The sequence below is a fragment of the Pseudomonas sp. Seg1 genome, assembly GCF_018326005.1.
GTDB lineage: Bacteria > Pseudomonadota > Gammaproteobacteria > Pseudomonadales > Pseudomonadaceae > Aquipseudomonas.
Genome location: NZ_AP021903.1, coordinates 334,188 through 356,870 on the forward strand (window position 1 = coordinate 334,188; position 22,683 = coordinate 356,870).

The following is a 22,683-nucleotide window of genomic DNA, read 5'->3' on the forward strand; positions in this document are numbered from 1 at the left end:
GGAGCAAGCTCCCTCGCCACAGTGGTCTGTGTGTCAGGCCGACTTGGCCATGATCAACCCAGTCTCACTCGCCGCTTCCAAGCGGATCGCAATGAACTTCGACGTCGGTGTATGGCTGCCATCCCCGGTGCTTTCCAGCGGCACCAGCGGGTTCACTTCCGGGTAGTACGCAGCGGCCTGCCCTGCAGGGATATCAAACGCCAACAACGTGAAACCCTTCACCCGACGCTCACGACCATCATCCCAGATCGACACGATGTCAGCTTTCTGCCCCGGCCGGAAGCCCAGGCGAATGATGTCGGCCTCGTTGGCGAACAGCACGTCGCGCTGGCCTTTGACCCCGCGATAACGATCGTCGAGGCCATAAATCGTGGTGTTGTACTGATCGTGGGAGCGCATCGATTGCAGGATCAAGTCCGGCAGTTGCCCGGTGGCGCGGGTGCGTTCGTGGACAAGATCTTTCGGCAGCAGGTTCGCACGGAAATTGGCGCGGCCTGACGGCGTATTCCACTTGCGTGCGCCGGCGCTGTTGCCGAGGTAGAAGCCGCCCGGGTTCTTGATCTTCTCGTTGAACTCCTTGAAGTTCGGGATGGTGTCGGCAATCAGCTCGCGGATACGCCCGTAATCGGCCACCAGCCAGTTCCAGTCCACCGGTTTGCTGCCCAGGGTAGCGGCGGCGATGCCGGCGATGATCGACGGTTCCGAGCGCATCTGGTTCGACAGTGGCTGCAACTGACCGTTGGAGGCGTGGACCATGCTGAACGAGTCTTCCACGGTGACCGCTTGCGGGCCTTCGGTCTGAATGTCGATGTCGGTACGCCCGAGGCACGGCAGGATCAGCGCGTCTTTGCCGTGAGCCAGGTGGCTGCGGTTGAGTTTGGTGCTGATCTGCACGGTCAGGTCGCAATTGCTCAGTGCCGCGAACGTGCGTGGGCTGTCCGGCGTGGCTTGGGCGAAGTTGCCGCCCAGACCGATAAAGACTTTGGCGCGGCCCTCGGCCATCGCATGGATCGCCTCGACCACGTTGTGGCCGTTGTGACGCGGCACCTTGAACTGGAAGCGCCGTTCCAGCGAATCAAGGAACGCCACGGGCGGACGTTCGTTGATGCCCATCGTGCGGTCGCCCTGCACGTTGCTGTGGCCGCGCACCGGGCACAGGCCCGCGCCTGGTTTGCCGATGTTGCCGCGCAGCAGCATCAGGTTGGCGATTTCCTGAATGGTCGGCACCGAATGGCGGTGCTGGGTGATGCCCATCGCCCAGCACATGATCACGTTTTTGCCTTTGGCGTACATGCGTGCGGCTTGTTCGATCTCCACGAGGGTCAGGCCGGACTGCGTGACGATCTGCTCCCACGGCGTATCGTCGACGACGCCGAGGTACTCCAGCACGTTGGCGCTGTGGGCGTTGAGGAAGTCATGGTCGAACACCGCCGGGGTGCCGGCCTTCTGCGCATCACGCTCCCACTGCAGGAGGAATTTGGCCATGCCGCGCAGCACGGCCATGTCGCCGCCCAGTGCCGGGCGGAAGTAGGCGGTGTTGGTCGGCTTGTCGCCGTTGGTGAGCATTTCGATCGGGTGTTGCGGGTGCTGGAAACGTTCCAGGCCGCGCTCTTTCAGCGGATTGATGCAGACCACCTGAGCGCCGCGTTTCACCGCTTCACGCAGCGGTTCAAGCATGCGTGGGTGGTTGGTGCCGGGGTTCTGGCCCCAGACGAAAATCGCGTCAGCGTGTTCGAAGTCGTCGAAGGTCACGGTGCCTTTGCCGACGCCGACACTTTGCGCCAGTGCAACACCGCTGGCCTCGTGGCACATGTTCGAGCAGTCAGGGAAGTTGTTGGTGCCGTAGGCGCGCACGAACAGTTGATAGAGGTACGCCGCTTCGTTGCTGGCGCGGCCCGAGGTGTAGAACTCGGCCTGATCCGGGCTCGACAAGCCTTGCAGGTGTTTGCCGATCAGCGCGTAGGCGTCGTCCCAAGCGATCGGCTTATAGCGATCAGTCTCGGCGTCGTAAACCATCGGCTCGGTCAGGCGACCCTGATACTCCAGCCAGTAATCGCTCTGTTCCAGCAGCGAAGTGACGCTGTGCTTGGCGAAGAATTTGGCATCGACGCGGCGCTTGGTCGCTTCCCAGTTCACCGCTTTGGCGCCGTTCTCGCAGAACTTGACCATACCGCTTTCCGGCGAATCGCCCCACGCGCAACCCGGGCAGTCGAAGCCGCCGTTCTGGTTGGTCTTGAGCATCATGCGCAGGTTTTTCAGCGCGTTGTCGCTGGTCAACCAGGCCTGAGCCACGCTGATCAGCGCGCCCCAGCCGCCGGCTGCGCCTTTGTAGGGCTTGTAGCGCGGGACAGGTTTATGGTCGGCTTGATGATGTTGGCTCACGCTTGATTCTCCATCGCGGGGCTATACACCCGCGGCGCACTTTTCTGCGGCAGGTGGATGAGATTGAGGTTGTGTCGCCGGGCCCATTGCACGGCAAGGCCGGTCGGCGCGGACAGGCTGACCAGGGTCTGGATGCCGGCGCGCAAGACTTTCTGGATCAATTCGAGGCTGCAACGGCTGGTGACAATCGCCAGGCCGCCGTCTGTGGATATCTTCTGGCGGATCAGCCCGCCGATCAGTTTGTCGAGGGCGTTGTGCCGGCCAATGTCTTCTCGGCCCATCAGCAATTCGCCGCTGGCGTCCATGAACACCGCTGCATGTACCGCGCCGCAATGCTGTCCGAGCGGCTGGAAGGCGCCGATGCGCTGGCGCAGACCGTCAAGCCAGGCAATCGGTGGCAACGGCGCACCGGGCAATACCTTAAGGTCGGGCAACGCCTGTTCCACGGCTTCGACGCCGCACAGGCCGCAACCGCTGGTGCCGGCCAGTTGCCGACGCTGGGTCTTGAGATTCCAGAAGGCGCGGTTGGCAATCGTCACTTGCGCGTATTGCGCTGAGCCTGCGCCGGTCAATTGCAGGTCATAAATGTCGCTGGCGTCCTCGATGATGCCGCTGCCGAGGCTGAAACCGACGATGAAGTCCTCAAGGTCGGTCGGCGTTACCAGCATCACGGCCTGACTGATGCCGTTGTAAGCGATCGCCAGCGCGACTTCCTCGGCCAGCGCGGTGCTGGCCGATTCCACAAGGGGTAAATCGCTGTAACTGTAGGTCTGGCTGGCGGCGGGCGCGGGCGTTTCGAGTGCTGGCGCCGCGCAGGCTGGGCGCTTGGCGTTCATGGCATCACCGACGGTTTGATCAACGTTAAGACTAGGCGCGGCAAGATGTCGCGTCTAATCGCTAATGTTGATCTACCGATAGATGCCGTCGATCAAGAGTCGCCTGGCGATTTTTGATACAGGGCGAAACAGGCCTCGGCCAGCGCTGAACGCGGCGCGCCCCGGCGCATGATCAGCCCCAATGGCGCAAGGGTTTGCGCGTTTTCGATGGGCTGCAGGCGCAGGTGATCGGTGAGTTTTTCGAGGCCGCCGTCCAGTGGCATGATCGCGCAGCAAAAGCCTCCATGCACGGCTTGTAACAATTGATGGACAGCATCGGTTTGCAGCAATGGCTGCGGGGTCAGACCCCGGCTGTGGAAGTTGTGGTCGATGGACTGGCGAAAGTGCATGCCACTGGTGAGCATGCCCAGCGGCAGTTCGATCAGCGATTGCCAACTCAACGGCGCCTCGCCGAAGGTGAAAGAGCGCTGATCGTAGAGCAGACCCATGCGCGTTTCGCTGAAGGCCAATGATTCGAAGCGCTCGTTGTCGAGACGATCGAGATAGGAAACGCCCAAGTCGATGCGGTTGTTCGCCAGGTGTTCGAGGATCTGCTCGGAGCTCAACGCCGACATTTCAAAGCGCAGGTTCGGATGCGCGGCATACAGGCGTTGCATCAGCGGTAACGGATCGAAACTCGACAGCGGCACCACCCCAAGCCGCAGTGTGCCGATGAGGTTGCCGCGACACGCCGCCGCCTCGGCGTGCAACCCGTCATAAGCCGCCATCACCGACCGCGCCCACGCCAGCACACGCTCGCCCGGTGCGGTGAAGCCTTCGAAACGCTGGCCACGGTTGACCAGTGGCAGGTCGAGTTCTTCTTCGAGGCTGCGCAAGCGCATCGATAACGTTGGCTGGGTGATGTGACACCGCGCGGCGGCCTGGCCAAAGTGGCGGGTTTCGTCGAGGGCGATGAGGAATTTCAGCTGCTTGATGTCCATCTTCGCTCCGGAGGGTGTTGGCGGGGTAGGCGATTCTACCGCTTGGGGGTGGCAGGGTCATTGGTCGGCTTGGAACCGGGTTTGTCTGGCGTGGTCTAGGCTTGGACGTCTGGAACCCAAATCAAGGAGTGTGCGCTATGAGTCTTTTGAGTTTTGTGAAAGAAGCCGGTGAAAAGCTGATCGATCTGCTGACCCCGGGCAATGCCAATGCCAGCGAGCAGTTGAAGGAACACATCAGCAAGGTCGGACTGGGCAATCCGAATGTTCAGGCGACAGTGGACGGCGACAAGGTGACGGTCACCGGTGAGGTGGCGAGCCAGGAAGAGAAAGAGAAGATTCTGCTGGCGGTGGGCAACATTGCCGGGGTTGGCAGTGTTGATGACCAGATCACCGTGAGCGGGCCGGTTGTGACTGCCGCACAATTTGTTGTGGTCAAATCGGGCGATACCCTCAGCGCGATTTCGCTGCGTGTGTACGGTGATGCCAACAAGTATCAAAAGATCTTCGATGCCAACAAGCCAATGCTCAAGGATGTGAACAAGATCTATCCGGGGCAGACGCTGCGTATTCCTGAGTAACCCGCAAGATCCTGTGGCGAGGGGATTTATCCCCGATGGGCTGCGTCGCGGCCCCTGTTTTTTTTCGACTGCTGTGCAGCCGATCGGGGATAAATCCCCTCGCCACAATGGATTTTCATAGGTTGCAGATGAGGTCGCGGTAATCCTCGACCGCGGAAAATTCGGCCGTGTCTTTCGGGCCTTTGCGGCTGTCCGGTTCTTTGACCGCGAGCAAATGCGCCACACCGAAATCCCGCGCAATGCGCAAGATCGGCAGAGTGTCGTCGATAAACAGGCTGCGTGCCGGATCAAAGCGGATATCCGCTTGCAGGGCATCCCAGAATTGCGGGTTCTCCTTCGGGAAGCCGTAATCGTGAGAGCTGATCAAACGCTCGAAATAGGGCGCCAGTTCAATCCGCTCCAGCTTCAACGACAACGAATCACGGTGCGCGTTGGTGATCATGATCACCCGTTTGCCGGCTCGTTTGAGTGCCTCCAGAAACGTATCCGCATCCGGGCGCAAGGCGATCAGGTGCGCGGTTTCCTGCTTCAGTTCGCGCACCGACAGCTTCAACTCCGTGGTCCAGAAGTCCAGGCAGTACCACTGCAATTGCCCGGCATGGCGCTCGAACAGCGGCTGCAACTCCATTTCCGCCATTGCCCGGCTTACCCCGTGCAGCTCGGCGTAGCGCTGGGGCAGGTGTTCCAGCCAGAAATGGTTGTCGAAGTGCAGATCCAGCAGCGTGCCGTCCATGTCCAGCAGAACGGTATCGATGTCGGACCAAGGTAATGAAGGCATGGCAACGTCTCGAACGGTAGAAAGATATCCGACATAAACAATCGGGAAAGCCGCGTTATAGTAGCGCGTTCACGCCAAGGAGCTTTGCATGCGCCAGAAACCCACCGTACTCGCCCGCGAGATCGTCGCCACCAGTCGCCTGTTTTGCGTCGAAGAACTGAAGCTGCGTTTTTCCAATGGCGTCGAGCGCACCTACGAGCGTCTGGTCGGTAAAGGTGCGGGCTACGGCGCGGTGATGATCGTGGCGATGCTCGATGCCGAGCATGCAGTGTTGGTCGAGGAGTACTGCGGCGGCACTGACGAATACGAAATGTCCTTGCCCAAAGGCCTGATCGAGCCGGGTGAGGATGTGCTGGCGGCGGCCGAGCGTGAGCTCAAGGAAGAAGCCGGTTTCGGCGCGCGGCAACTGGAGCATCTGACCGAGCTGTCGTTGTCACCCGGCTACATGAGCCAGAAGATTCAAGTGGTACTGGCCACTGATCTTTATGAGGAACGTCTGGAGGGCGACGAGCCCGAGCCGATGCGCGTCGACAAGGTCAGTCTGCGCGAGTTGTCGGCGCTGGCGCAGAATCCGCAGTTTTCCGAAGGTCGCGCATTGGCGGCCCTTTATTTGACCCGTGATCTGCTGAGTCAGCGCGGTGTTTTCAGTTATGAGTGAGCACTTGATGAATTTCCCCAACCCGTTGATGGCCCCGGTAGTTGAGCTGGCATTGCGCGCGGGCGAAGCGATTTTGCCGTTCTGGCGCTCAGGCGTTGAAGTCACGGCCAAGTCCGATGACTCGCCGGTGACCGCCGCCGATCTGGCGGCGCACCACCTGATCGTCGCCGGACTGACAGCGCTCGATCCGAGCATTCCGATCCTGTCCGAAGAGGACGCCAATATCCCGCAAGGCGTGCGGGCCGGTTGGCAGCGCTGGTGGCTGGTGGATCCGCTGGATGGCACCAAGGAGTTCATCAGCGGCAGCGAAGAATTCACCGTCAATATCGCGCTGATCGAACACGGTCGGGTGGTGTTTGGCGTGGTGTCGATGCCGACTAATGGTCGCTTCTATGTCGGTGGTAGCGGGCTCGGTGCCTGGCGTTGCGATAAGGGTGGCACGCCGGTTTCGATTCAAGTGCGTGACGTGCCTGGGCCAGGTGAAGCGTTCACTGTGGTCGCCAGCCGTCGACATTCCAGTCCCGAGCAGGAACGCCTGCTGGCCGGATTGAGTGCGAATCTGGGTGAGCTGCAATTGGCGAATATCGGCAGTTCGTTGAAGTTTTGTCTGGTGGCTGAGGGCGCGGCGGATTGCTATCCGCGACTGGCGCCGACGTCGCAGTGGGACACGGCGGCGGCGCAGGGTGTGCTGGAAGGCGCGGGCGGTGAAGTGTTGGATTTGCGCGGTAATGCGTTCTGTTATCCGGCGCGGGAATCACTGCGCAACGAGTTCTTTCTGGCGCTGCCGGCGAAGGCTGCGTGGCGGGCGAGATTGTTGGAGTTGGCCCGGGGGTAAGTGGCCTGATCCTGACGCCAGACCCTCACCCCAGCCCTCTCCCGGAGGGAGAGGGGGCCGATTGGGGGATATTGGAGGGATACACCGACTTGAGCGAGCTGTGCTGAATCCATAACCGCCGCCGATCTTTCAGGTCGATGTCTGCCGCAAGACCCTTCGGTCAGTCCCCTCTCCCCCCGGAGAGGGGCTCTTGGGCTTTACCGATGCAGCACGTACTGCCCGCTGAACCTCACCGCATCCTCATCACTGCGCGCATTAACAATCCGCGTATTCAGTGTCAGCCGCGCCCGCCCATATCGCCGATACATCGCCAGAAACTTCTGCCACATCGCTGCATCCGGCGCCGGGCAAATCGCCGTGGCATCCCCCGTCACCGGCAGCGGATAGCTGATCTGCCCCTCCTGAATGACGATGTGCCCGTCCTCGATCCCTTCTTCCTTCAAGCGCAAATGCAACCAGCCCCAACCGGCCAGCACCGCGCCGCAGTAGAGGCTGCCGCCGAACATGGTGCTCTTGTGATTGACGTTGGGATCCAGCGGCAGGTGCAGACTCAACTGCTGCTCACGCCAGTCGAGCACTTTCAGGCCCATGTCCCGGGTCAACGGGATGTCGTGATGGAGAACGGACTCCAGATATTGTCTGTGATCGGTCATTCGTTCTCTTCCCCATGGCTGCTGTCGCCGAAGTTGAGACCATGCTTGCGCAGTTTGTCGTGCAAGGTCTTGCGCGGAATGCCCAGGGCTTCGGCGAGGCTGCGCACGGAGCTGTGCGAGCGCGCCAGTTCGGCGGCAATCAACGACTTCTCGAAGTTTTCCACTTGCTCGCTGAGCCCGCCGCCGATGACTTCCACGGTAGCGACGCCGTCGGATCCACTGTTGTCCAGCGCCAGTTCCAGGCCGAGGGCGAAACGCTCGGCGGCGTTTTGCAATTCGCGGACGTTGCCCGGCCATGTGTGGCGCAGGAGCAAAGCGCGTTGTGCCGGTTGCAACTCGTGGGGCGGCAAACCGTGACGGGCGCTGGCTTCATCGGCGTAGTGCTGGAACAGCACCAGCGCATCTTCGCCACGCTCGCGCAGCGGTGGAATGCGCAGCGGTGCGACATTGAGACGGTAATACAGGTCGGCGCGGAAACGGCCCTGATCGGCGGCTTGACGCAAATCTTCCTTGGTCGCGGCGATCACGCGGATGTCCAGCGGGATCAGTTGATTGCCGCCCAGGCGTTCGACGACGCGCTCCTGAAGCATGCGCAGCAACTTCACTTGCACGTCCATGCTCATGCTTTCGATTTCATCAAGGAACAGCGTGCCGCCATTGGCGAATTCAAACTTGCCGATCCGGCGTTTTTGCGCACCGGTGAATGCGCCCGGCTCATGCCCGAACAGCTCGCTTTCCACCACCGATTCGGCCAGCGCGCCGGCGTTGATCGCCACGAACGGACCGTTACGGCGGCTCGACAAATCATGCAGTGCGCGGGCGACCACTTCTTTGCCGGCGCCGGTTTCGCCAAGGATCAGCACGTCAGCCTTGGTCGCTGCCAGTGCGCCGATCTGCTCGCGCAAGCGCAGCATCGGCGTCGAATGGCCGACCAATCGCGCGCTCAATTCGTTGCGATCACTGAGGGCCAGACGCAGGCTGCGGTTGTCCAGCACCAGGCGGCGCAGGGCCAAGGCGCGGCGCACGCTGTCGAGCAGGGCGTCGCTGGCGAAGGGTTTTTCGAGGAAGTCGTAGGCACCAGCGCGCATCGCCTGCACGGCCAGCGGCACATCGCCGTGGCCGGTGATCAGCAGCACTGGCAGTTCAGGGTCCTGAGCGTGCAATTCGCTCAACAATTCCAGACCGTCCATGCCCGGCATGCGAATGTCACTGACCACCACGCCGGGCCAGTCACGCTCCAGTTGCGCGGCGAGGCCTCTGGCTTCGGACAACTGAAGAATTTTCAGGCCGGCCAGATCCAGGGTCTGGCCGAGGGCCTGACGCAGGTGCGGATCGTCGTCGATCAACACTACCTGAATGCGATTGTCGATGGTCATGCACTTCGATCCTCGGACGGTTGCAGGCTGACCCCGGGCGCACCGGCGCGCAGCCGCAGGGTAATCAAGGCGCCGCCCTGTTTGTGGTTGGCGAACGACAGTTCACCACCGAAGGCGCGCATCAGCGTTTCACAAATGGCCAGCCCTAGACCAAGGCCCTGCGTGCGGGTCTTGGTGGTGTAGAAAGGTTCGCTGGCGCGGCCAAGAGCTTCCATGCAGAATCCCGGGCCATTGTCGCGAATGTACAGATTGACGCCCTCGGCGGTGGATTCGGCACTCAGCCACAATTTACGCGGCGGGCCTTTTTCGGTGAGGGCGTCGAGGGCGTTGGCCAGCAGGTTGCCGAGCACCTGGCGCAAACGGGTTTCGCCGGCCTCGACCCACAGGGTGGCGGCGGGCAGATCACGGATCAGTTCGACCTCCATGCTGCGGCGACGTTTCGCCAGCAGTGCCAGCGCATCGTCCAGCGCCGGTTGCAGGGCGACGCTTTCCGGGGCGTGGCGATCGCGGCGGGCGAAGGCGCGCAGATGCGCAATGATCGAGGCCATGCGCCCGGTCAGTTCGCTGATCAGTTTGAGGTTGCCGCGCGCGTCATCGGTGCGCTGATGATCGAGCAGCACTTCGGCGTTTTCCGCATAGCTGCGGATCGCTGCCAGTGGCTGATTGAGTTCGTGGCTGATACTCGCCGACATCGTGCCCAGTGCTGAAAGTTTGCCGGCCTGCACCAGATCATCCTGGGCGCGTACCAGTTCCTGTTGGGCTTGTTCGCGCTCCAGCACTTCCTGTTTCAAGCGGCGGTTGAGGCCTTCGAGGTCGCTGGTGCGTTCGGCGACCCGACCTTCCAGCTCCCGTCGCGCCTTGGCTTCGAAGGCGATGCGTTCCAGATAGTGACGGCGGCGCTGCATCATCAGACCGAGCAACAGCATCACCACCAACAGCGTGGCGCCGCCGATGGCTACGACGGTGCGCACCGGCCGGTCGATCAGCGTGCGCGGGGCAAGGATGCTGACGCTCCAGCCGGTTTCGGCGATGTCGTGGGTCTGGGTGAGCCAGGCATCGGGGCTGAGATTGAGTGGGCGTGGTTCGCGGGTCGGGTAAGGCTGGATCGCAGTGATCGCCGCTCGCTCGGCGTCACTCAAGACACGCGTCGAGCGGAAGCGCCATTCCGGACGCGAGGTGAGGATGACCACGCCGTTATGGTCGGTCACCAGCAGTTGTTCCGGGGTTTTGCCCCAGAGGCTTTCGGTGTGGTCGAGATCGACCTTGATCACCAGCACGCCAATGATCTTTTCGCCATTGCGCACGGCGGCGGCGAAGAAATAACCACGCTTGGCAGACGTTGTGCCAAGACCGAAGAATCGTCCGAGGCGTCCGGCCATGGCTTCGCTGAAATACGGCCGGAACGAGAAATTGCGGCCGACGAAACTGTCGTGTTTGTCCCAGTTCGACGCCGCCAGCGTTTGGCCGTTGGTGTCCATCAGGTACATCACTTCAGCGCCGGTCTGCGCACTGATGTTTTTCAGCAGGCGATTGGCATTGCCTTGGGTGACACCATCGTCCGGTGCCCCCAGTACCGCGCGCAGGGCTGGCAGGTCGCCGAGGATTTGCGGCAGTACTTCATAGCGGTGCAGGGTGCCCAGCAGGTTGGCGACATACAAGTCGAGCGTCTGGCGGTTCTGACCGGCCAGTTCGCTGCGGTAATAGCGCTCGGCCAGATGTTCCAGCGGCCACAGTAGCGGCGCCAGACACAGGGCCAGCAGGGCGAGGCTGCGCCAGCGAGGTCTGCGGGGGAGAGATGGTTTCATGAGCGTGCGCCTGTGGGGACAGGCGCATTATGCCCTTGCTCCCTACGAACTGCCTGCGCGTCGATCATGCCGCGTTAAAAACAGGCTCGTAATGCTCGTTTAGGCCCCTGAACTCCGCTTATTCGCCTGTTTTTGCCTTGCCAGATCGCCGCTCGGCTGGGCTCAGGCGAAGACTTCAGCGTCCTTGAGCAGGGCTGCTGCCTGATCCTTGGCCGACAGCGTCGGCGCTTCGTCCAACTGCCAGTCGATACCCAGAGCAGGGTCGTCCCAGCGAATACTGCGCTCGGACGAAGGGTCGTAGTAGTTGGTGGTCTTGTAGAGGAATTCAGCGAACTCGCTCAGTACCACAAAACCATGGGCAAAACCTTCCGGGATCCACAGCTGACGATGGTTGTCAGCTGACAGGCGCACTGCTACCCACTTACCGAAGTGCGGCGAGCTGCGGCGGATGTCCACGGCCACATCCAACACTTCACCGGCGGTCACGCGGACCAGTTTGCCTTGGGTGTTTTCAAGCTGGTAATGCAGACCACGCAACACACCTTTTTGCGAACGCGAATGGTTGTCCTGGACGAACTGTGTATCCAGACCGGTCGCTTGCTGGAACCCCTTGGCGTTGAAACTCTCGTAGAAGAAACCGCGCTCGTCACCAAACACCTTGGGTTCGATGATCAGAACACCGGGCAGATCGGTGGTGATTACATTCATGAGGATTGTCCAGTGTTAGGTGTGGATTGCTGACATTCTTGCGCAAAGTATTGGTTAGTGCGAGTGAGAACCGCGACGGGATACTCATTCGACTTCACCCCAATACCAACGTTGTTCTTCATAGGTCTGGCCTTCTTGATATTCAACATGGTAGCGCAGGCCTCTCTCTGCCACGTCCTGCGGCAAGACGAGTCTCCACTCTTTACCAGCCTTTTTAGCGGTTTTGATGTATCTGTCACATGGAAACCATGTCAGGGCAGGCAGAGGGGGTCGTCGTTCGACAATCGATAGCCTGTTCCGTTCGGGACATACGCAGGCGAAGCGCTGCGGGACATTTCGGTAATGGTTTCTAGTCGATAATGGTTTCTGGCTGATGACATTCAAGCGTCTCAGGTTGAACAGTGAAGCCTTCAAACACAATCTGAAAATGTTGTGGGAAAAGTTACCCGGAGTGCTCTCGGTGCAGCGTTGCGCCCTTGATTAGATCGATAGTCGGTACAAGGGGTTGCGTCTCGCCGGAAGCAATGGCGATATAGGCGCCTAATAAAATTTCAGGGGTCGTTTCATGCCGCTCGCCACGTTGATTCATCGCGCCAGTTTGCCCAGTCCGCAAATTTGTGAAGAGCAGGCGCTGCAATGGCTGGCGGAGCATTACGGGCTCAGTGGCACGTTGCAGGCCCTTGGCAGTCAGCAGGATCTGAATTTTCGTGTCGACAGTGCGCGCGGGCGCTTTGTGCTGAAGATCTGCCGTGGCGATTACGCCCTCGTTGAGTTGCAGGCCCAGCACGCCGGGCTGAAATATCTTGCCGAACATTCTAACGTCAATGTGCCACGGGTGATTGCGGCCAATAACGGCGAGGACCTGCTGTCACTGGAGGTCGGTGGCGAAACGGTGCATGTGCGGCTGCTGGATTACATCGAAGGCCAGTCGCTGACCCACCTCGATCATTTGGGCAATACCGTGGTGGCCGGGTTTGGTCGGCTCTGTGGCGAGATGGATCTGGCGCTGGCCGGGTTTGACCATCCGGGCCTTGAGCGCACGTTGCAGTGGGACGCACGCCATGCCAGTGCATTGATCAGCCATTTGCTGCCGGTGATCAAGGATGAACGGCAACGCGCGCTGATTGCCGATGCCGCCCAGCAGGCCGAAAGCCGCTTGCGACCCTTGCTCGACAAACTGCCGGTGCAGGCCATCCACATGGACATCACCGATGACAACGTGGTCTGGCAGCGCGACGCCCAGCGCCACTGGCAATTGCAGGGCGTCATCGATTTTGGCGATCTGATACGCACGTGGCGGATCACCGATCTGTCAGTGACTTGCGCGGCATTGCTGCATCACGCCGGCGGTGATCCTTGGGTGATTTTGCCGGCGGTGCAGGCTTATCACTCGGTCAATCCGCTGCAACGCGAAGAACTCCAAGCGCTGTGGCCATTGATCGTCGCGCGTGCGGCGGTGTTGGTGCTCAGTGGCGAGCAGCAGGTCAGCATTGACCCGGGCAACGCCTATAGCCGCGACAATCTCACCCACGAATGGGAAATCTTCCGCGTCGCGACATCGGTGCCGCTGGCGCTGATGGAGGCGGCGATCCTGACGGCGGTGGGGCAGAGCTTGCCGGCGATCAACGGCGAAGGTTTTGCACCGTTACTCCCGAGTCTGGTCGGGCGCGAGTTTGCGCTGATCGACCTTGGCGTGCTGAGCCCGCATTTCGAGGCCGGCAATTGGGAGCAGGCAGGCATCGATCAGCGCCTGCTGACGGAAGCGGCGGCGGCCCATGGCCTGGCGGCGAGCCGTTATGGTCAGTACCGTTTGTCGCGCACCCGGCCCGACAGCGCCGAGCAACCGGACACCTTCCCGCTGCACGTTGAATTGCGCGTACCCGATGGCACAGCGGTCGAAGCGCCGTTTGCCGGTGTGTTGCATCAAACGGCGGACGGCGTGCTGCAACTCGATGGCCCGCAACTCAGTGTGCGGCTGTGGGGCGTGACGCCTTCACTGCACAGCGGCGCGGCGCTGGTCAAAGGTCAGGTGCTGGGCGCGGTCAGCGGGCCGTTGATCGTGCAGTTGAGCCGAGGTGCGCAACTGAACGCGCCGCTGTTCTGCACGCCTTCCCATGCCCCGGCCTGGCAAGCACTGTGCCCATCGCCCGCCGCGTTGCTGGGACTGGCCTGCGATGCCGAACCGGAGCTGGACGCGAAAACCCTGCTTGAACGCCGCGATGCCAGTTTTGCCCGCACGCAGAAACACTACTACGTCGACCCGCCGCGCATCGAACGTGGCTGGCGCAATCACCTGATCGACATGCAGGGCCGCTCCTATCTCGACATGCTCAACAACGTCGCGGTGCTCGGTCACGGCCACCCGCGCATGGCAGCGGTCGCGGCCCGTCAGTGGTCGCTGCTCAACACCAACTCGCGGTTCAACTATGCGGCGGTCGCCGAGTTTTCCGAGCGCTTGCTGAAGCTTGCGCCGCAAGGCATGGACCGGGTGTTTCTGGTCAACAGCGGCAGCGAGGCCAATGACCTGGCGATCCGTCTGGCGTGGGCCTACAGCGGCGGGCGCGACATGATCAGTGTGCTGGAGGCCTATCACGGCTGGACAGTTGGCGCCGATGCGGTGTCGACGTCGATTGCCGACAACCCCAAAGCCCTCGAAAGCCGCCCGGACTGGGTACATCCGGTGACCGCGCCGAATATCTATCGCGGGGAATTCCGGGGTCTCGATTCGGCGCCGGAATATGTGCGCAGCGTCGAGCATCATCTGGCGAAAATCGCCGAGCAGAAACGCCAACTGGCCGGGTTTATATGCGAACCGGTGTACGGCAATGCCGGTGGTATCTCGCTGCCGCCGGGTTACCTGCAAGCGGTGTATGCGAAGGTCCGCGCGCTGGGCGGCGTCTGTATTGCCGATGAAGTGCAGGTCGGTTACGGGCGCATGGGCCATTTCTTCTGGGGTTTCGAAGAGCAGGGCGTGGTCCCGGACATCATCACCATGGCCAAAGGCATGGGCAACGGTCAGCCATTGGGTGCGGTCATCACCCGTCGGGACATCGCCGAAGCGCTGGAGGCGGAAGGCTACTTCTTCTCGTCGGCGGGCGGCAGTCCGGTGAGCTGCCAGATCGGCATGGCGGTATTGGACGTCATGGAAGAAGAAAAACTCTGGGAAAACGCGCAGGTGGTCGGTGGCCATTTCAAGGCACGGCTCGAGGCGCTGATCGATAAACATCCGCTGGTGGGGGCGGTGCACGGCTCAGGGTTCTATCTCGGGCTTGAGTTGATCCGCAATCGCCAGACGCTGGAGCCGGCGACCGAGGAGACGGCGTTGCTGTGCGATCGCCTGCGCGAGCTGGGGATCTTCATGCAGCCGACCGGTGATGATCTGAACATTCTCAAGATCAAACCGCCGATGGTGACGTCGCGCCAGAGTGTGGATTTCTTTGTCGACATGCTTGATCGCGTTCTAACCGAGGGTCTGTAAACCCTGCAAATCCCCTGTGGGAGCGAGCCTGCTCGCGAATGCGGTATGTCAGTCACTGATTAGGTTGACTGACGCGCCGCCTACGCGAGCAGGCTCGCTCCCACATTTTTTTGGGTTGTTAGTTAGATTTATATCGGTATTTATTCGGATTATTTAGACGTAAGGCATTTTACACGCTTCTAAAGCCGATATTTATCGGCTATAAAGTCGCCATTGCTCCGGCATGGCGATGGCTGTCCGGTGCGCGCGTTTTTTCTTTTCGGTCGAATCCTCGGCCGTCAAAGCACTTGCCCGGAGATGATTCATGAGCCGTATCGTTACCGTCGCCGCCACTCAGATGGCCTGTTCCTGGGATCTGGAAGCCAACCTCGAAATCGCTGAAAGGCTGGTGCGTGAAGCTGCCGCCAAAGGCGCGCAGATCATCCTGATTCAGGAGCTGTTCGAGGCGCCGTACTTCTGCCAGAAGCCGAACCCGGACTATCTGCAACTGGCGACGACGGTGGAAGAAAACGTCGCGATCAAGCATTTCCAGAAAATCGCCAAAGAGCTGCAAGTGGTGCTGCCGATCAGCTTCTACGAACTGGCCGGGCGTGCGCGTTTCAACAGCATCGCAATCATCGATGCCGACGGCAGCAACCTCGGGATTTATCGTAAAAGCCACATCCCGGACGGCCCGGGCTATCACGAGAAGTACTACTTCAACCCAGGCGACACCGGTTTCAAGGTGTGGAACACCCGTTACGCGAAGATCGGCGTGGGCATCTGCTGGGATCAGTGGTTCCCGGAAGCAGCGCGGGCGATGGCGTTGCAAGGTGCGGAAATCCTGTTCTATCCAACAGCCATCGGCAGCGAGCCGCACGACAAGACCATCTCCTCACGCGATCACTGGCAGCGCGTGCAGCAGGGCCACGCCGGCGCCAACCTGATGCCGTTGATCGCCAGCAACCGCATCGGCAACGAAGAACAGGACGGCTACGACATCACGTTCTACGGCTCGTCGTTCATCGCCAACCAGTTCGGTGAAAAAGTGCAGGAGCTGAATAAAACCGAAGAAGGTATTCTTGTGCACACTTTCAACCTCGACGAGCTGGAACATATTCGCAGCGCGTGGGGTTCATTCCGTGACCGCCGGCCAAACCTGTACGGCGCGTTGAAAACCCTCGACGGTTCCCTGGAGTCCTGATCCCGATGACCACATTGAAAAGTACCCCACGTGCCGACGGCTTCTACATGCCGGCCGAGTGGGCTCCCCAAACTCAGACTTGGATGATCTGGCCCGAGCGCCCGGACAACTGGCGTCTTGGCGGCAAACCGGCGCAAGCCGCCCACGCGGCGGTGGCCAAGGCCATCGCCCGTTTCGAACCGGTGACCGTGGCCGTGTCCGCCGGGCAATACGAAAACGCCCGCGCTCGTCTCGACGTGCCGAATATCCGCGTGGTCGAGATGTCCAGCGATGACGCCTGGGTGCGCGACAGCGGCCCGACGTTCGTCATCAACAACAGCGGCGAAGTACGCGGTGTGAACTGGGATTTCAATGCCTGGGGCGGCTTCGATGGCGGTCTGTACTCGCCGTGGAATCGTGATTCGCAGGTCGGCGGCAAGATCCTCGAGATCGAGCGCAGCCCGCGTTATCGCACCGAAGGTTTTGTGCTCGAGGGCGGCTCGATTCACGTCGACGGCGAAGGCACGCTGATCACCACCGAAGAATGCCTGCTGAACCGCAATCGCAACCCGCACCTGGGCCGCGAAGAAATCGAAGCGGTGCTCAGCGCCAATCTGGCTGTGGATAAAATCATCTGGCTGCCGGACGGTTTGTTCAACGATGAAACCGACGGCCATGTGGATAACTTCTGCTGCTACGTGCGTCCGGGCGAAGTGTTGCTGGCATGGACCGATGATCCACAGGATCCGAACTACCCACGCTGCCAGGCCGCGATGAAAGTGCTGGAAAGCAGCACCGACGCCAAGGGTCGCCCATTCACGGTGCACAAGATGCCGATTCCGGGGCCGCTGTTCGCCACCGAAGAAGAGTGCGCCGGTGTTGATCCGGTGGACGGTACGCAGGAGCGTAATCCGTCCGTGCGCCTGGCCGGTTCTTACGTGAACTTCCTGATCGTCAACGGCGGCATCATCGCGCCGAGCTTCGACGATCCGATGGATGCACCGGCTCGGGAAATTTTGCAGAACCTGTTCCCGCAACACGAAGTGGTGATGGTGCCGGGTCGTGAACTGTTACTGGGTGGCGGCAACATTCACTGCCTTACCCAACAGCAGCCAGCACCGCACAAAGAGTGAGTTGAGTCGTAACAGCTTGAGTTGATTAACAAATCAACCGGGCAATGTTTAGCTCGCTATGCATCAACTGAGGCCCGCAGCCCGAAAGGACGGCGGGCTTCTTTGTATCCGCTTGTCGACAAATCGCAAACCTTGGCATAGCTCTTGTATCGGTCCAGGCGCACTAGGGAGGGGGAAAGAACTTCAACAGTTCTGTCATAAACCTTGGATAACGTAGCCGCTCACGAACGGGGAGAGAGCGCTGAAATGAACGCCGAAGTGAACGCAGTCAGCGAGCGGACGTTGCATCCCATGGCCGTAAACGGCGAATCGCTCCAGATTGTCGCGCACTTTTTGAAGTCCAATGGAACGCGTCAGATCAGGGAAGCTGATCCGCGCCGGATGATGATCGAGCGCTACCCCGCTGGCCTGTTCAGCGAGGCCGAACTGGAAGCGTTGTGGGCTGTGATGGAAGGATAAGAAAAACAACAGGGATTACTGAAAGCGCTGCCGGGATGGCGGCGCTTTTTTATGCACGACACATAACCCTTTGTAGGAGTGAACCTGCTCGCGATTGCTATCTGTCAGTCGCCATAAATATCAACTGACACACCGCTATCGCGAGCAGGCTCACTCCTACAGGTATTGGGTTGAATCAGAAGGAATAGGTACCGGTCATCACCACGCTACGTGGCGCGCCCGGCATTATCTGCGCGGCGCTGGTTGCCGACGCGTAGTACTCGCGATCGGTGATGTTGTTCAAAGCCGTGCGCAAATCCCAGTCCTTGAAGCGATAACCGACCAAGGCATCCCAGCGGCCATAACCCGGCAGCACCGTGGTATTGGCGTTATCGGCATAACGCTGGCCGACCAGCGTCAGGCCGGTTTCGCCATACCAGCCCATCTCCGGTTTCCAGGTCAGGAACAGGCTGCCGTTGTGCTTGGCGACGTTGTTGATGCGTTTGCCTTCGAGGCCGTTGTTGTCCTTTTCAATTTTCGCGTCCTGCATGCCGATGCCACCGCGCATGTACCAGTTACCGACGATGTTGCCGGTGGCGGTCAGCTCGATCCCGCGTGAACGTTGCAGGCCGGACATCACCGTCAGGGTCGGATCATTCGGATCGGTGGTGCGGCGGTTGTAGAGTTCCAGGTCATAGATCGCCAGCGTCGTGCTCAAACGATCATCGAGCCAGTCACTCTTCACGCCGATTTCTTTCTGCTTGGTCAACTCGGGGCTGAGGTCGTTGGTGTTGCCGGCCGCACCGGGAGTTATGCCAATCAGGCCACCGCCCACTGGCGAAAAGGTCTTCGACCACGAGGCGTAGAACGAGTGATTCTGCAACGGCGTCCAGACCAGGCCCACACGCGGGCTGGTGCTGTGGCTGTCGCGGTCTTCGGAAATGTTCTTGAGCTTGTTGGTCGATTCGATATCGAAAGTGTCGTAACGCAAACCGCCGAGCAATTGCCATTGATCGTTCAGGCGCAGTTGATCCTGCACGTACACCGCACGGCTTTCGACTTCGGTGTGGCTGTCGCTGAAGGTCTGCATGCTGCCGGTGTGGCGCAGGTCGCGATTGGGGTTGAACAGGTCCAGCGACGGCACGGCTTGCGCGCCAGGTGTCCTGCCGGTGGCGGCGTTGTACAACTTCGGATCGCGACGCTGGCTGCCGATTTCGATACCGGTCAGCAGGCGATGCTCAAGGCCGAAGGTATCGAAACCGCCTTCCAGTTCAAGGTTGTTAGTGACGTTGCGGGTGGTCAGATCCTGTTGCCAGTGCTGGCGCGTAACCTTGTTGGTCGCCGGGGTGTAACCGGTCAGGTAGGTGTTGTCGAAATCACTGTCGAGCTTGAACACGCCGAGGGTCTGGCGCAGTTGCCAGTTGTCGTTGATCTCGTAAGTGAGTTTCGAGCGCAGCGATTGCGCCTTGTCGTCGATGAAATCGTGATCGTTGCCATAGGTCGTGTCGCGGCCGACATCGGCTGGCCGCCCGTTTACACCTGGAATGCCGCGATCCGGCGTGCGGTTGTAGCGGCTGTATTCGTACTGCACCAGCCAGTTCAGGTCGGGTGTCAGCTGCCAGCTCATCGACGGTGCGAACAGTTGGCGGTTGCCGCTGACGCCGTCGCGGAAACTGTTTTCGTCCATGTTGCCCATGTTCAGGCGCAGGCTGATGTTCTCGCTCGGATCGGTGCTGAGGTCGGCGTACAGGCTGCGCAAGTCTTCACTGCCGCCCTGGGCTTCGATGGTCGAGCGACGGCCAGCCTCAGGCGCCTTGCTGACGCGGTTGACGATCCCGCCCTGACTGCCGCGACCGTACAACACGGCGGCCGGGCCTTTGAGCACTTCAACGCGTTCGATGTTGTGCAGGTCGCGTTTGTATTGGCTGTCGTCACGGATGCCGTCCAGGTAGAAGTCGTTGCTGGCGTCGAAGCCGCGAATGCGCAGGCTGTCGAAACGGGTGTCGGCGCTGCTGCTGACGTTGGGCATGCCGCTCAGGGCATCGCCGATGTCGTTGGTGCCGTAGTTGGCAACGTTCGATGTCTTGATCGAATCAATGGCCTGCGGCACATAACGCACCGGGGTCGAGGTACGGGTGGCGGTGTTGCTGACCTTTACGCGCGGGTCATCGGCTTCCTCTTGCGCTTGAGCGCGGATGGCGGTGGCGGGCAATTCAGTCGCCGAGTAGGCAAAACCGCTGGACAGAAAGGCAGAAAGCCCAAGAGTGACGGGCGTAAGACGGAACGGGGCAGGCATTGAAAAGCGCATCCGAAAGGGTGGAAGAATTCGAGTGCGCGAATGGTAATGCTTTGCATTTACTTCCGTTAATTATTCCCTATAAGTTCCTTTGTCAGATTGTTTCTATTTGTGTCGATGTCGATACAACTTGAACGATCGGACAATTCGTCCGATTCGCGAAACAGACTGAAAGCCAATCTGGCGTTTTTCCGCAACTAGTCGAGGGCTAGTCTGCCGGCATCGATTTTCCCCACTTTTCTGCCGGAGTTTTCTGATGGTCCTTCACTACATTTACGACCCGCTGTGCGGCTGGTGCTACGGCGCCAAACCATTGGTGCAGGCGGCGCAGGCAGTGCTGCCAGTGATCGCTTATGCCGGCGGGATGATGAGCGGCGCCAATCGCCAGCGTGTTTCGTCGCAACTGCGCAACTACGTCATGCCTCATGATCGGCGGATTGCCGAATACACCGCGCAACCATTCGGCGAAGCCTATTTCGAAGGTTTATTGCGCGATGACACGGCTGTTTTCGATTCGACGCCCCCGATCGCCGCCGTCATGGCAGCAGAGGCCGTTGATGGTCGTGGTCTTGAGCTGCTCGGGCGTTTGCAGACGGCGCATTACGTGGAAGGGCGCCGGATTGCCGATGAGTCTGTATTGCTCGAACTCGCCCGTCATATGGGCTATGCCGGTGAAGCGTTTCTCGCGGCGTTCCAATCCGTGGATACCGAACAACATATAAAGGACAGCCGCGCACTGCTGGCTCAGCTTGGCGCCCAGGGATTTCCGACGTTTGCGCTAGAGCGGGACGGCCAGTTCACGCTGGTCGATATCAGCCCTTGGTTGGGCAAGCCACAAGCCTTCGCTGCTTGGTTGGGACAGTCCGTTTAAGTGAATGCGGCAGGTGAATCGCCAGCGCTCTGTGGTCTTGATGGTTGTGCGTGATACGCCTTGATTCACTGGCTGGCGGCATTTCCCAGCAAGGAGTCAGCGCAAAATTTACGATTCTTAGACGATTTTTGCCTATTTAAAGACGATTCTTGAAATTGACACATTGTTCAGGGCGCGGCTACGATTCGGCCCAACGCCTGTGGCCAACCGCCATGACTCAAAATAAGGAGCAGGCCCGCCATGACATTGTCTTGGGCGGGTCTTTTTGTTTCGGGGTGAATAAAAGAGTGCAATAAGCGCCGTTTCAGCCGTTCGACACAGCGCGTTTCAACCCGTAATAAGGAAAACAAAATGTTGAACAAGCGAATCAGTCTGATCGCATTGGGGATGTTGAGCGCCACTTCGGCCATGGCTAACGACCAGGCCGAGTCCAAGGGTTTTCAAGAAGACAGCAGCCTGAAAGTGTTGCTGCGCAATGCCTACATCAATCGTGACTACAAAGACGGTAACAAGGACAAAGCCGAATGGGGCCAAGCGGCCATCGGTACGTTCTCGTCCGGCTTCACCCAAGGCACCATCGGTGTCGGTGTTGACGCTTTCGGTTTGTACGCACTGCGCCTCGACGGCGGCAAGGGCCGCAGCGGCGCCGGTGGGATCGACTTCTTCAAGCAAGACAACAGCTATGAAGAAGGCCACAACGGTAGCGCGGCCAACGACCTGGCCAAGGCTGGCGCGGCGGTCAAATTCCGCTTCTCCAACACCGTGCTGACCTACGGTGACCAGATGCCGGCTCTGCCGGTGCTGAACTACGACAACTCCCGCCTGCTGCCGGAAAGCTACACCGGTACTTTGATCACTTCCAAAGAGATCAAAGGCCTGGAGCTGAACGCCGGTCGTTTCACCGCTGAATCGCGCAAGAGCGATGAAGGTCGAGACAGCGGTGGCCTGAAGTCGATCAACGTGTTGGGCGGTAGCTATCAGTTCACTGAGCGCTTCAAAGGTGCGCTGTACGCTTCCGACGTTGAAGACGTATTGAAGAAACAATACGTGAACGCCAACTACGTGTTGCCGTTCAACAAGGATCAGTCCCTGACCCTGGACTTCAACGGCTATCGCACCAAGCTCGACAGCTCGTACGTTCGCGAAAACACCGTGCCGGGCAAAAGCATCGTGACCGGTCAGGACAACAAGATCTGGAGCCTGGCAGCCACCTTCGCCACTGGCCCGCACTCGTTCACCGTGGCGCACCAGCGCTCCACCGGCGACAGCAACCTGGGCTACGCCTACGGCGGCTATCAGAAAGATCAACAGCGTGTTGGCGACGGTGGCAACACCATCTACCTGGCCAACTCCTACTGGTCTGACTTCAACGCTGAAGACGAACGCAGCTGGCAGCTCGGCTACGGCCTGGACTTCGGCGCATTCGGCGTTCCGGGTCTGAGCTACAACTTCGCTTACGTGCGTGGCGACAACATCACCACGTCCACCAGCGAAGGCGGCACAGAGCGCGAAATCTTCAACCAGTTCAAGTACGTCGTGCAAAGTGGCCCGGCCAAAGACCTGAGCGTGAAACTGCGCAGCTCGATCCTGCGTGTTTCGCAGAAGTCCAGCGAGTACAACGTCGGCGGCAACGAGCTGCGAGTATTCGTGGATTACCCGATCAACATCTTCTGATGCGCGATCAGGTCTAATCGATGTGAGAAAAACCCCGACTGG

General features: G+C 60.1%; 18 protein-coding genes. 9 read left to right on the top strand and 9 right to left on the bottom strand.

Annotated features, from left to right (window positions below; genetic code table 11):
• Positions 1-33: 33 nt before the first annotated feature.
• The 3 genes from KI231_RS01420 to KI231_RS01430 all read right to left on the bottom strand — a co-directional run bounded on the left by KI231_RS01420 (position 34) and on the right by KI231_RS01430 (position 4,198).
• Positions 34-2,382: an FdhF/YdeP family oxidoreductase gene (locus KI231_RS01420; protein ID WP_213027238.1), complete on the bottom strand. Its 2,349-nt coding sequence runs from the start codon at positions 2,380-2,382 to the stop codon at positions 34-36.
• Positions 2,379-3,218 (bottom strand): formate dehydrogenase accessory sulfurtransferase FdhD, encoded by an 840-nt coding sequence (fdhD, locus tag KI231_RS01425; RefSeq protein ID WP_213027239.1) that lies wholly within the window; start codon positions 3,216-3,218, stop codon positions 2,379-2,381. The genes KI231_RS01420 and fdhD overlap by 4 nt, the downstream gene beginning before the upstream one ends.
• 92 nt (positions 3,219-3,310) lie before the next feature.
• A complete protein-coding gene (locus KI231_RS01430; protein ID WP_213027240.1) occupies positions 3,311-4,198 on the bottom strand; it encodes a LysR family transcriptional regulator in 888 nt (295 codons plus the stop codon).
• Between the two features lie 137 nt (positions 4,199-4,335).
• On the opposite strand from KI231_RS01430, the gene lysM reads away from it, so the two are divergent.
• Positions 4,336-4,776, top strand: coding sequence for a peptidoglycan-binding protein LysM (lysM, locus tag KI231_RS01435; RefSeq protein ID WP_016986405.1), 441 nt, complete (start codon positions 4,336-4,338; stop codon positions 4,774-4,776).
• Between the two features lie 115 nt (positions 4,777-4,891).
• Here lysM and yrfG read toward each other — a convergent pair whose 3' ends face one another.
• Positions 4,892-5,554: a GMP/IMP nucleotidase gene (yrfG, locus tag KI231_RS01440; protein WP_213027241.1), complete on the bottom strand. Its 663-nt coding sequence runs from the start codon at positions 5,552-5,554 to the stop codon at positions 4,892-4,894.
• An 88-nt stretch (positions 5,555-5,642) separates the two neighbouring features.
• Between yrfG and nudE the strand changes: the two genes are divergently transcribed.
• Positions 5,643-6,212 carry an ADP compounds hydrolase NudE gene (gene nudE, locus KI231_RS01445; protein WP_213027242.1) on the top strand — a complete coding sequence of 190 codons (570 nt, stop codon included), beginning with the start codon at positions 5,643-5,645 and terminating at the stop codon, positions 6,210-6,212.
• A gap of 7 nt (positions 6,213-6,219) precedes the next feature.
• Positions 6,220-7,047, top strand: coding sequence for a 3'(2'),5'-bisphosphate nucleotidase CysQ (cysQ, locus tag KI231_RS01450; RefSeq protein WP_103304158.1), 828 nt, complete (start codon positions 6,220-6,222; stop codon positions 7,045-7,047).
• A gap of 197 nt (positions 7,048-7,244) precedes the next feature.
• Here cysQ and KI231_RS01455 read toward each other — a convergent pair whose 3' ends face one another.
• The 4 genes from KI231_RS01455 to rfbC all read right to left on the bottom strand — a co-directional run bounded on the left by KI231_RS01455 (position 7,245) and on the right by rfbC (position 11,589).
• Positions 7,245-7,700 (bottom strand): thioesterase domain-containing protein, encoded by a 456-nt coding sequence (locus KI231_RS01455; RefSeq protein ID WP_103304159.1) that lies wholly within the window; start codon positions 7,698-7,700, stop codon positions 7,245-7,247.
• Complete coding sequence (locus KI231_RS01460; protein WP_103304160.1) at positions 7,697-9,076, bottom strand: sigma-54-dependent transcriptional regulator; 1,380 nt, start codon at positions 9,074-9,076, stop codon at positions 7,697-7,699. The genes KI231_RS01455 and KI231_RS01460 overlap by 4 nt, the downstream gene beginning before the upstream one ends.
• Positions 9,073-10,881 carry a sensor histidine kinase gene (locus KI231_RS01465; RefSeq protein ID WP_103304161.1) on the bottom strand — a complete coding sequence of 603 codons (1,809 nt, stop codon included), beginning with the start codon at positions 10,879-10,881 and terminating at the stop codon, positions 9,073-9,075. The genes KI231_RS01460 and KI231_RS01465 overlap by 4 nt, the downstream gene beginning before the upstream one ends.
• A gap of 162 nt (positions 10,882-11,043) precedes the next feature.
• A complete protein-coding gene (gene rfbC / locus KI231_RS01470; RefSeq protein WP_213027243.1) occupies positions 11,044-11,589 on the bottom strand; it encodes a dTDP-4-dehydrorhamnose 3,5-epimerase in 546 nt (181 codons plus the stop codon).
• Positions 11,590-12,154: 565 nt separating this feature from the next.
• On the opposite strand from rfbC, the gene KI231_RS01475 reads away from it, so the two are divergent.
• The 4 genes from KI231_RS01475 (at position 12,155) to KI231_RS01490 (ending at position 17,821) form a co-directional block, all read left to right on the top strand.
• Positions 12,155-15,067 (top strand): aminotransferase, encoded by a 2,913-nt coding sequence (locus tag KI231_RS01475; RefSeq protein ID WP_213027244.1) that lies wholly within the window; start codon positions 12,155-12,157, stop codon positions 15,065-15,067.
• A 304-nt stretch (positions 15,068-15,371) separates the two neighbouring features.
• Entirely contained in the window at positions 15,372-16,250 is an 879-nt protein-coding gene (gene aguB, locus KI231_RS01480; RefSeq protein ID WP_103304164.1) for an N-carbamoylputrescine amidase, read from the top strand.
• A gap of 5 nt (positions 16,251-16,255) precedes the next feature.
• Entirely contained in the window at positions 16,256-17,362 is a 1,107-nt protein-coding gene (gene aguA, locus KI231_RS01485; protein ID WP_103304165.1) for an agmatine deiminase, read from the top strand.
• A gap of 246 nt (positions 17,363-17,608) precedes the next feature.
• Positions 17,609-17,821, top strand: a complete 213-nt coding sequence (locus tag KI231_RS01490; protein WP_213027245.1) for a hypothetical protein — start codon at positions 17,609-17,611, stop codon at positions 17,819-17,821.
• 175 nt (positions 17,822-17,996) lie between these two features.
• Here the strand turns inward: KI231_RS01490 and KI231_RS01495 are convergent, their stop codons facing one another.
• The gene (locus tag KI231_RS01495) at positions 17,997-20,096 is read right to left on the bottom strand and encodes a TonB-dependent receptor (protein ID WP_213027246.1); all 2,100 of its coding nucleotides are present in this window, start codon (positions 20,094-20,096) and stop codon (positions 17,997-17,999) included.
• A 256-nt stretch (positions 20,097-20,352) separates the two neighbouring features.
• On the opposite strand from KI231_RS01495, the gene KI231_RS01500 reads away from it, so the two are divergent.
• Both KI231_RS01500 and KI231_RS01505 read left to right on the top strand, forming a co-directional pair.
• Positions 20,353-20,967, top strand: a complete 615-nt coding sequence (locus KI231_RS01500; protein ID WP_213027247.1) for a DsbA family protein — start codon at positions 20,353-20,355, stop codon at positions 20,965-20,967.
• A 351-nt stretch (positions 20,968-21,318) separates the two neighbouring features.
• Positions 21,319-22,641, top strand: coding sequence for an OprD family porin (locus KI231_RS01505; RefSeq protein WP_103304169.1), 1,323 nt, complete (start codon positions 21,319-21,321; stop codon positions 22,639-22,641).
• The last annotated feature ends 42 nt before the right edge of the window (positions 22,642-22,683 follow it).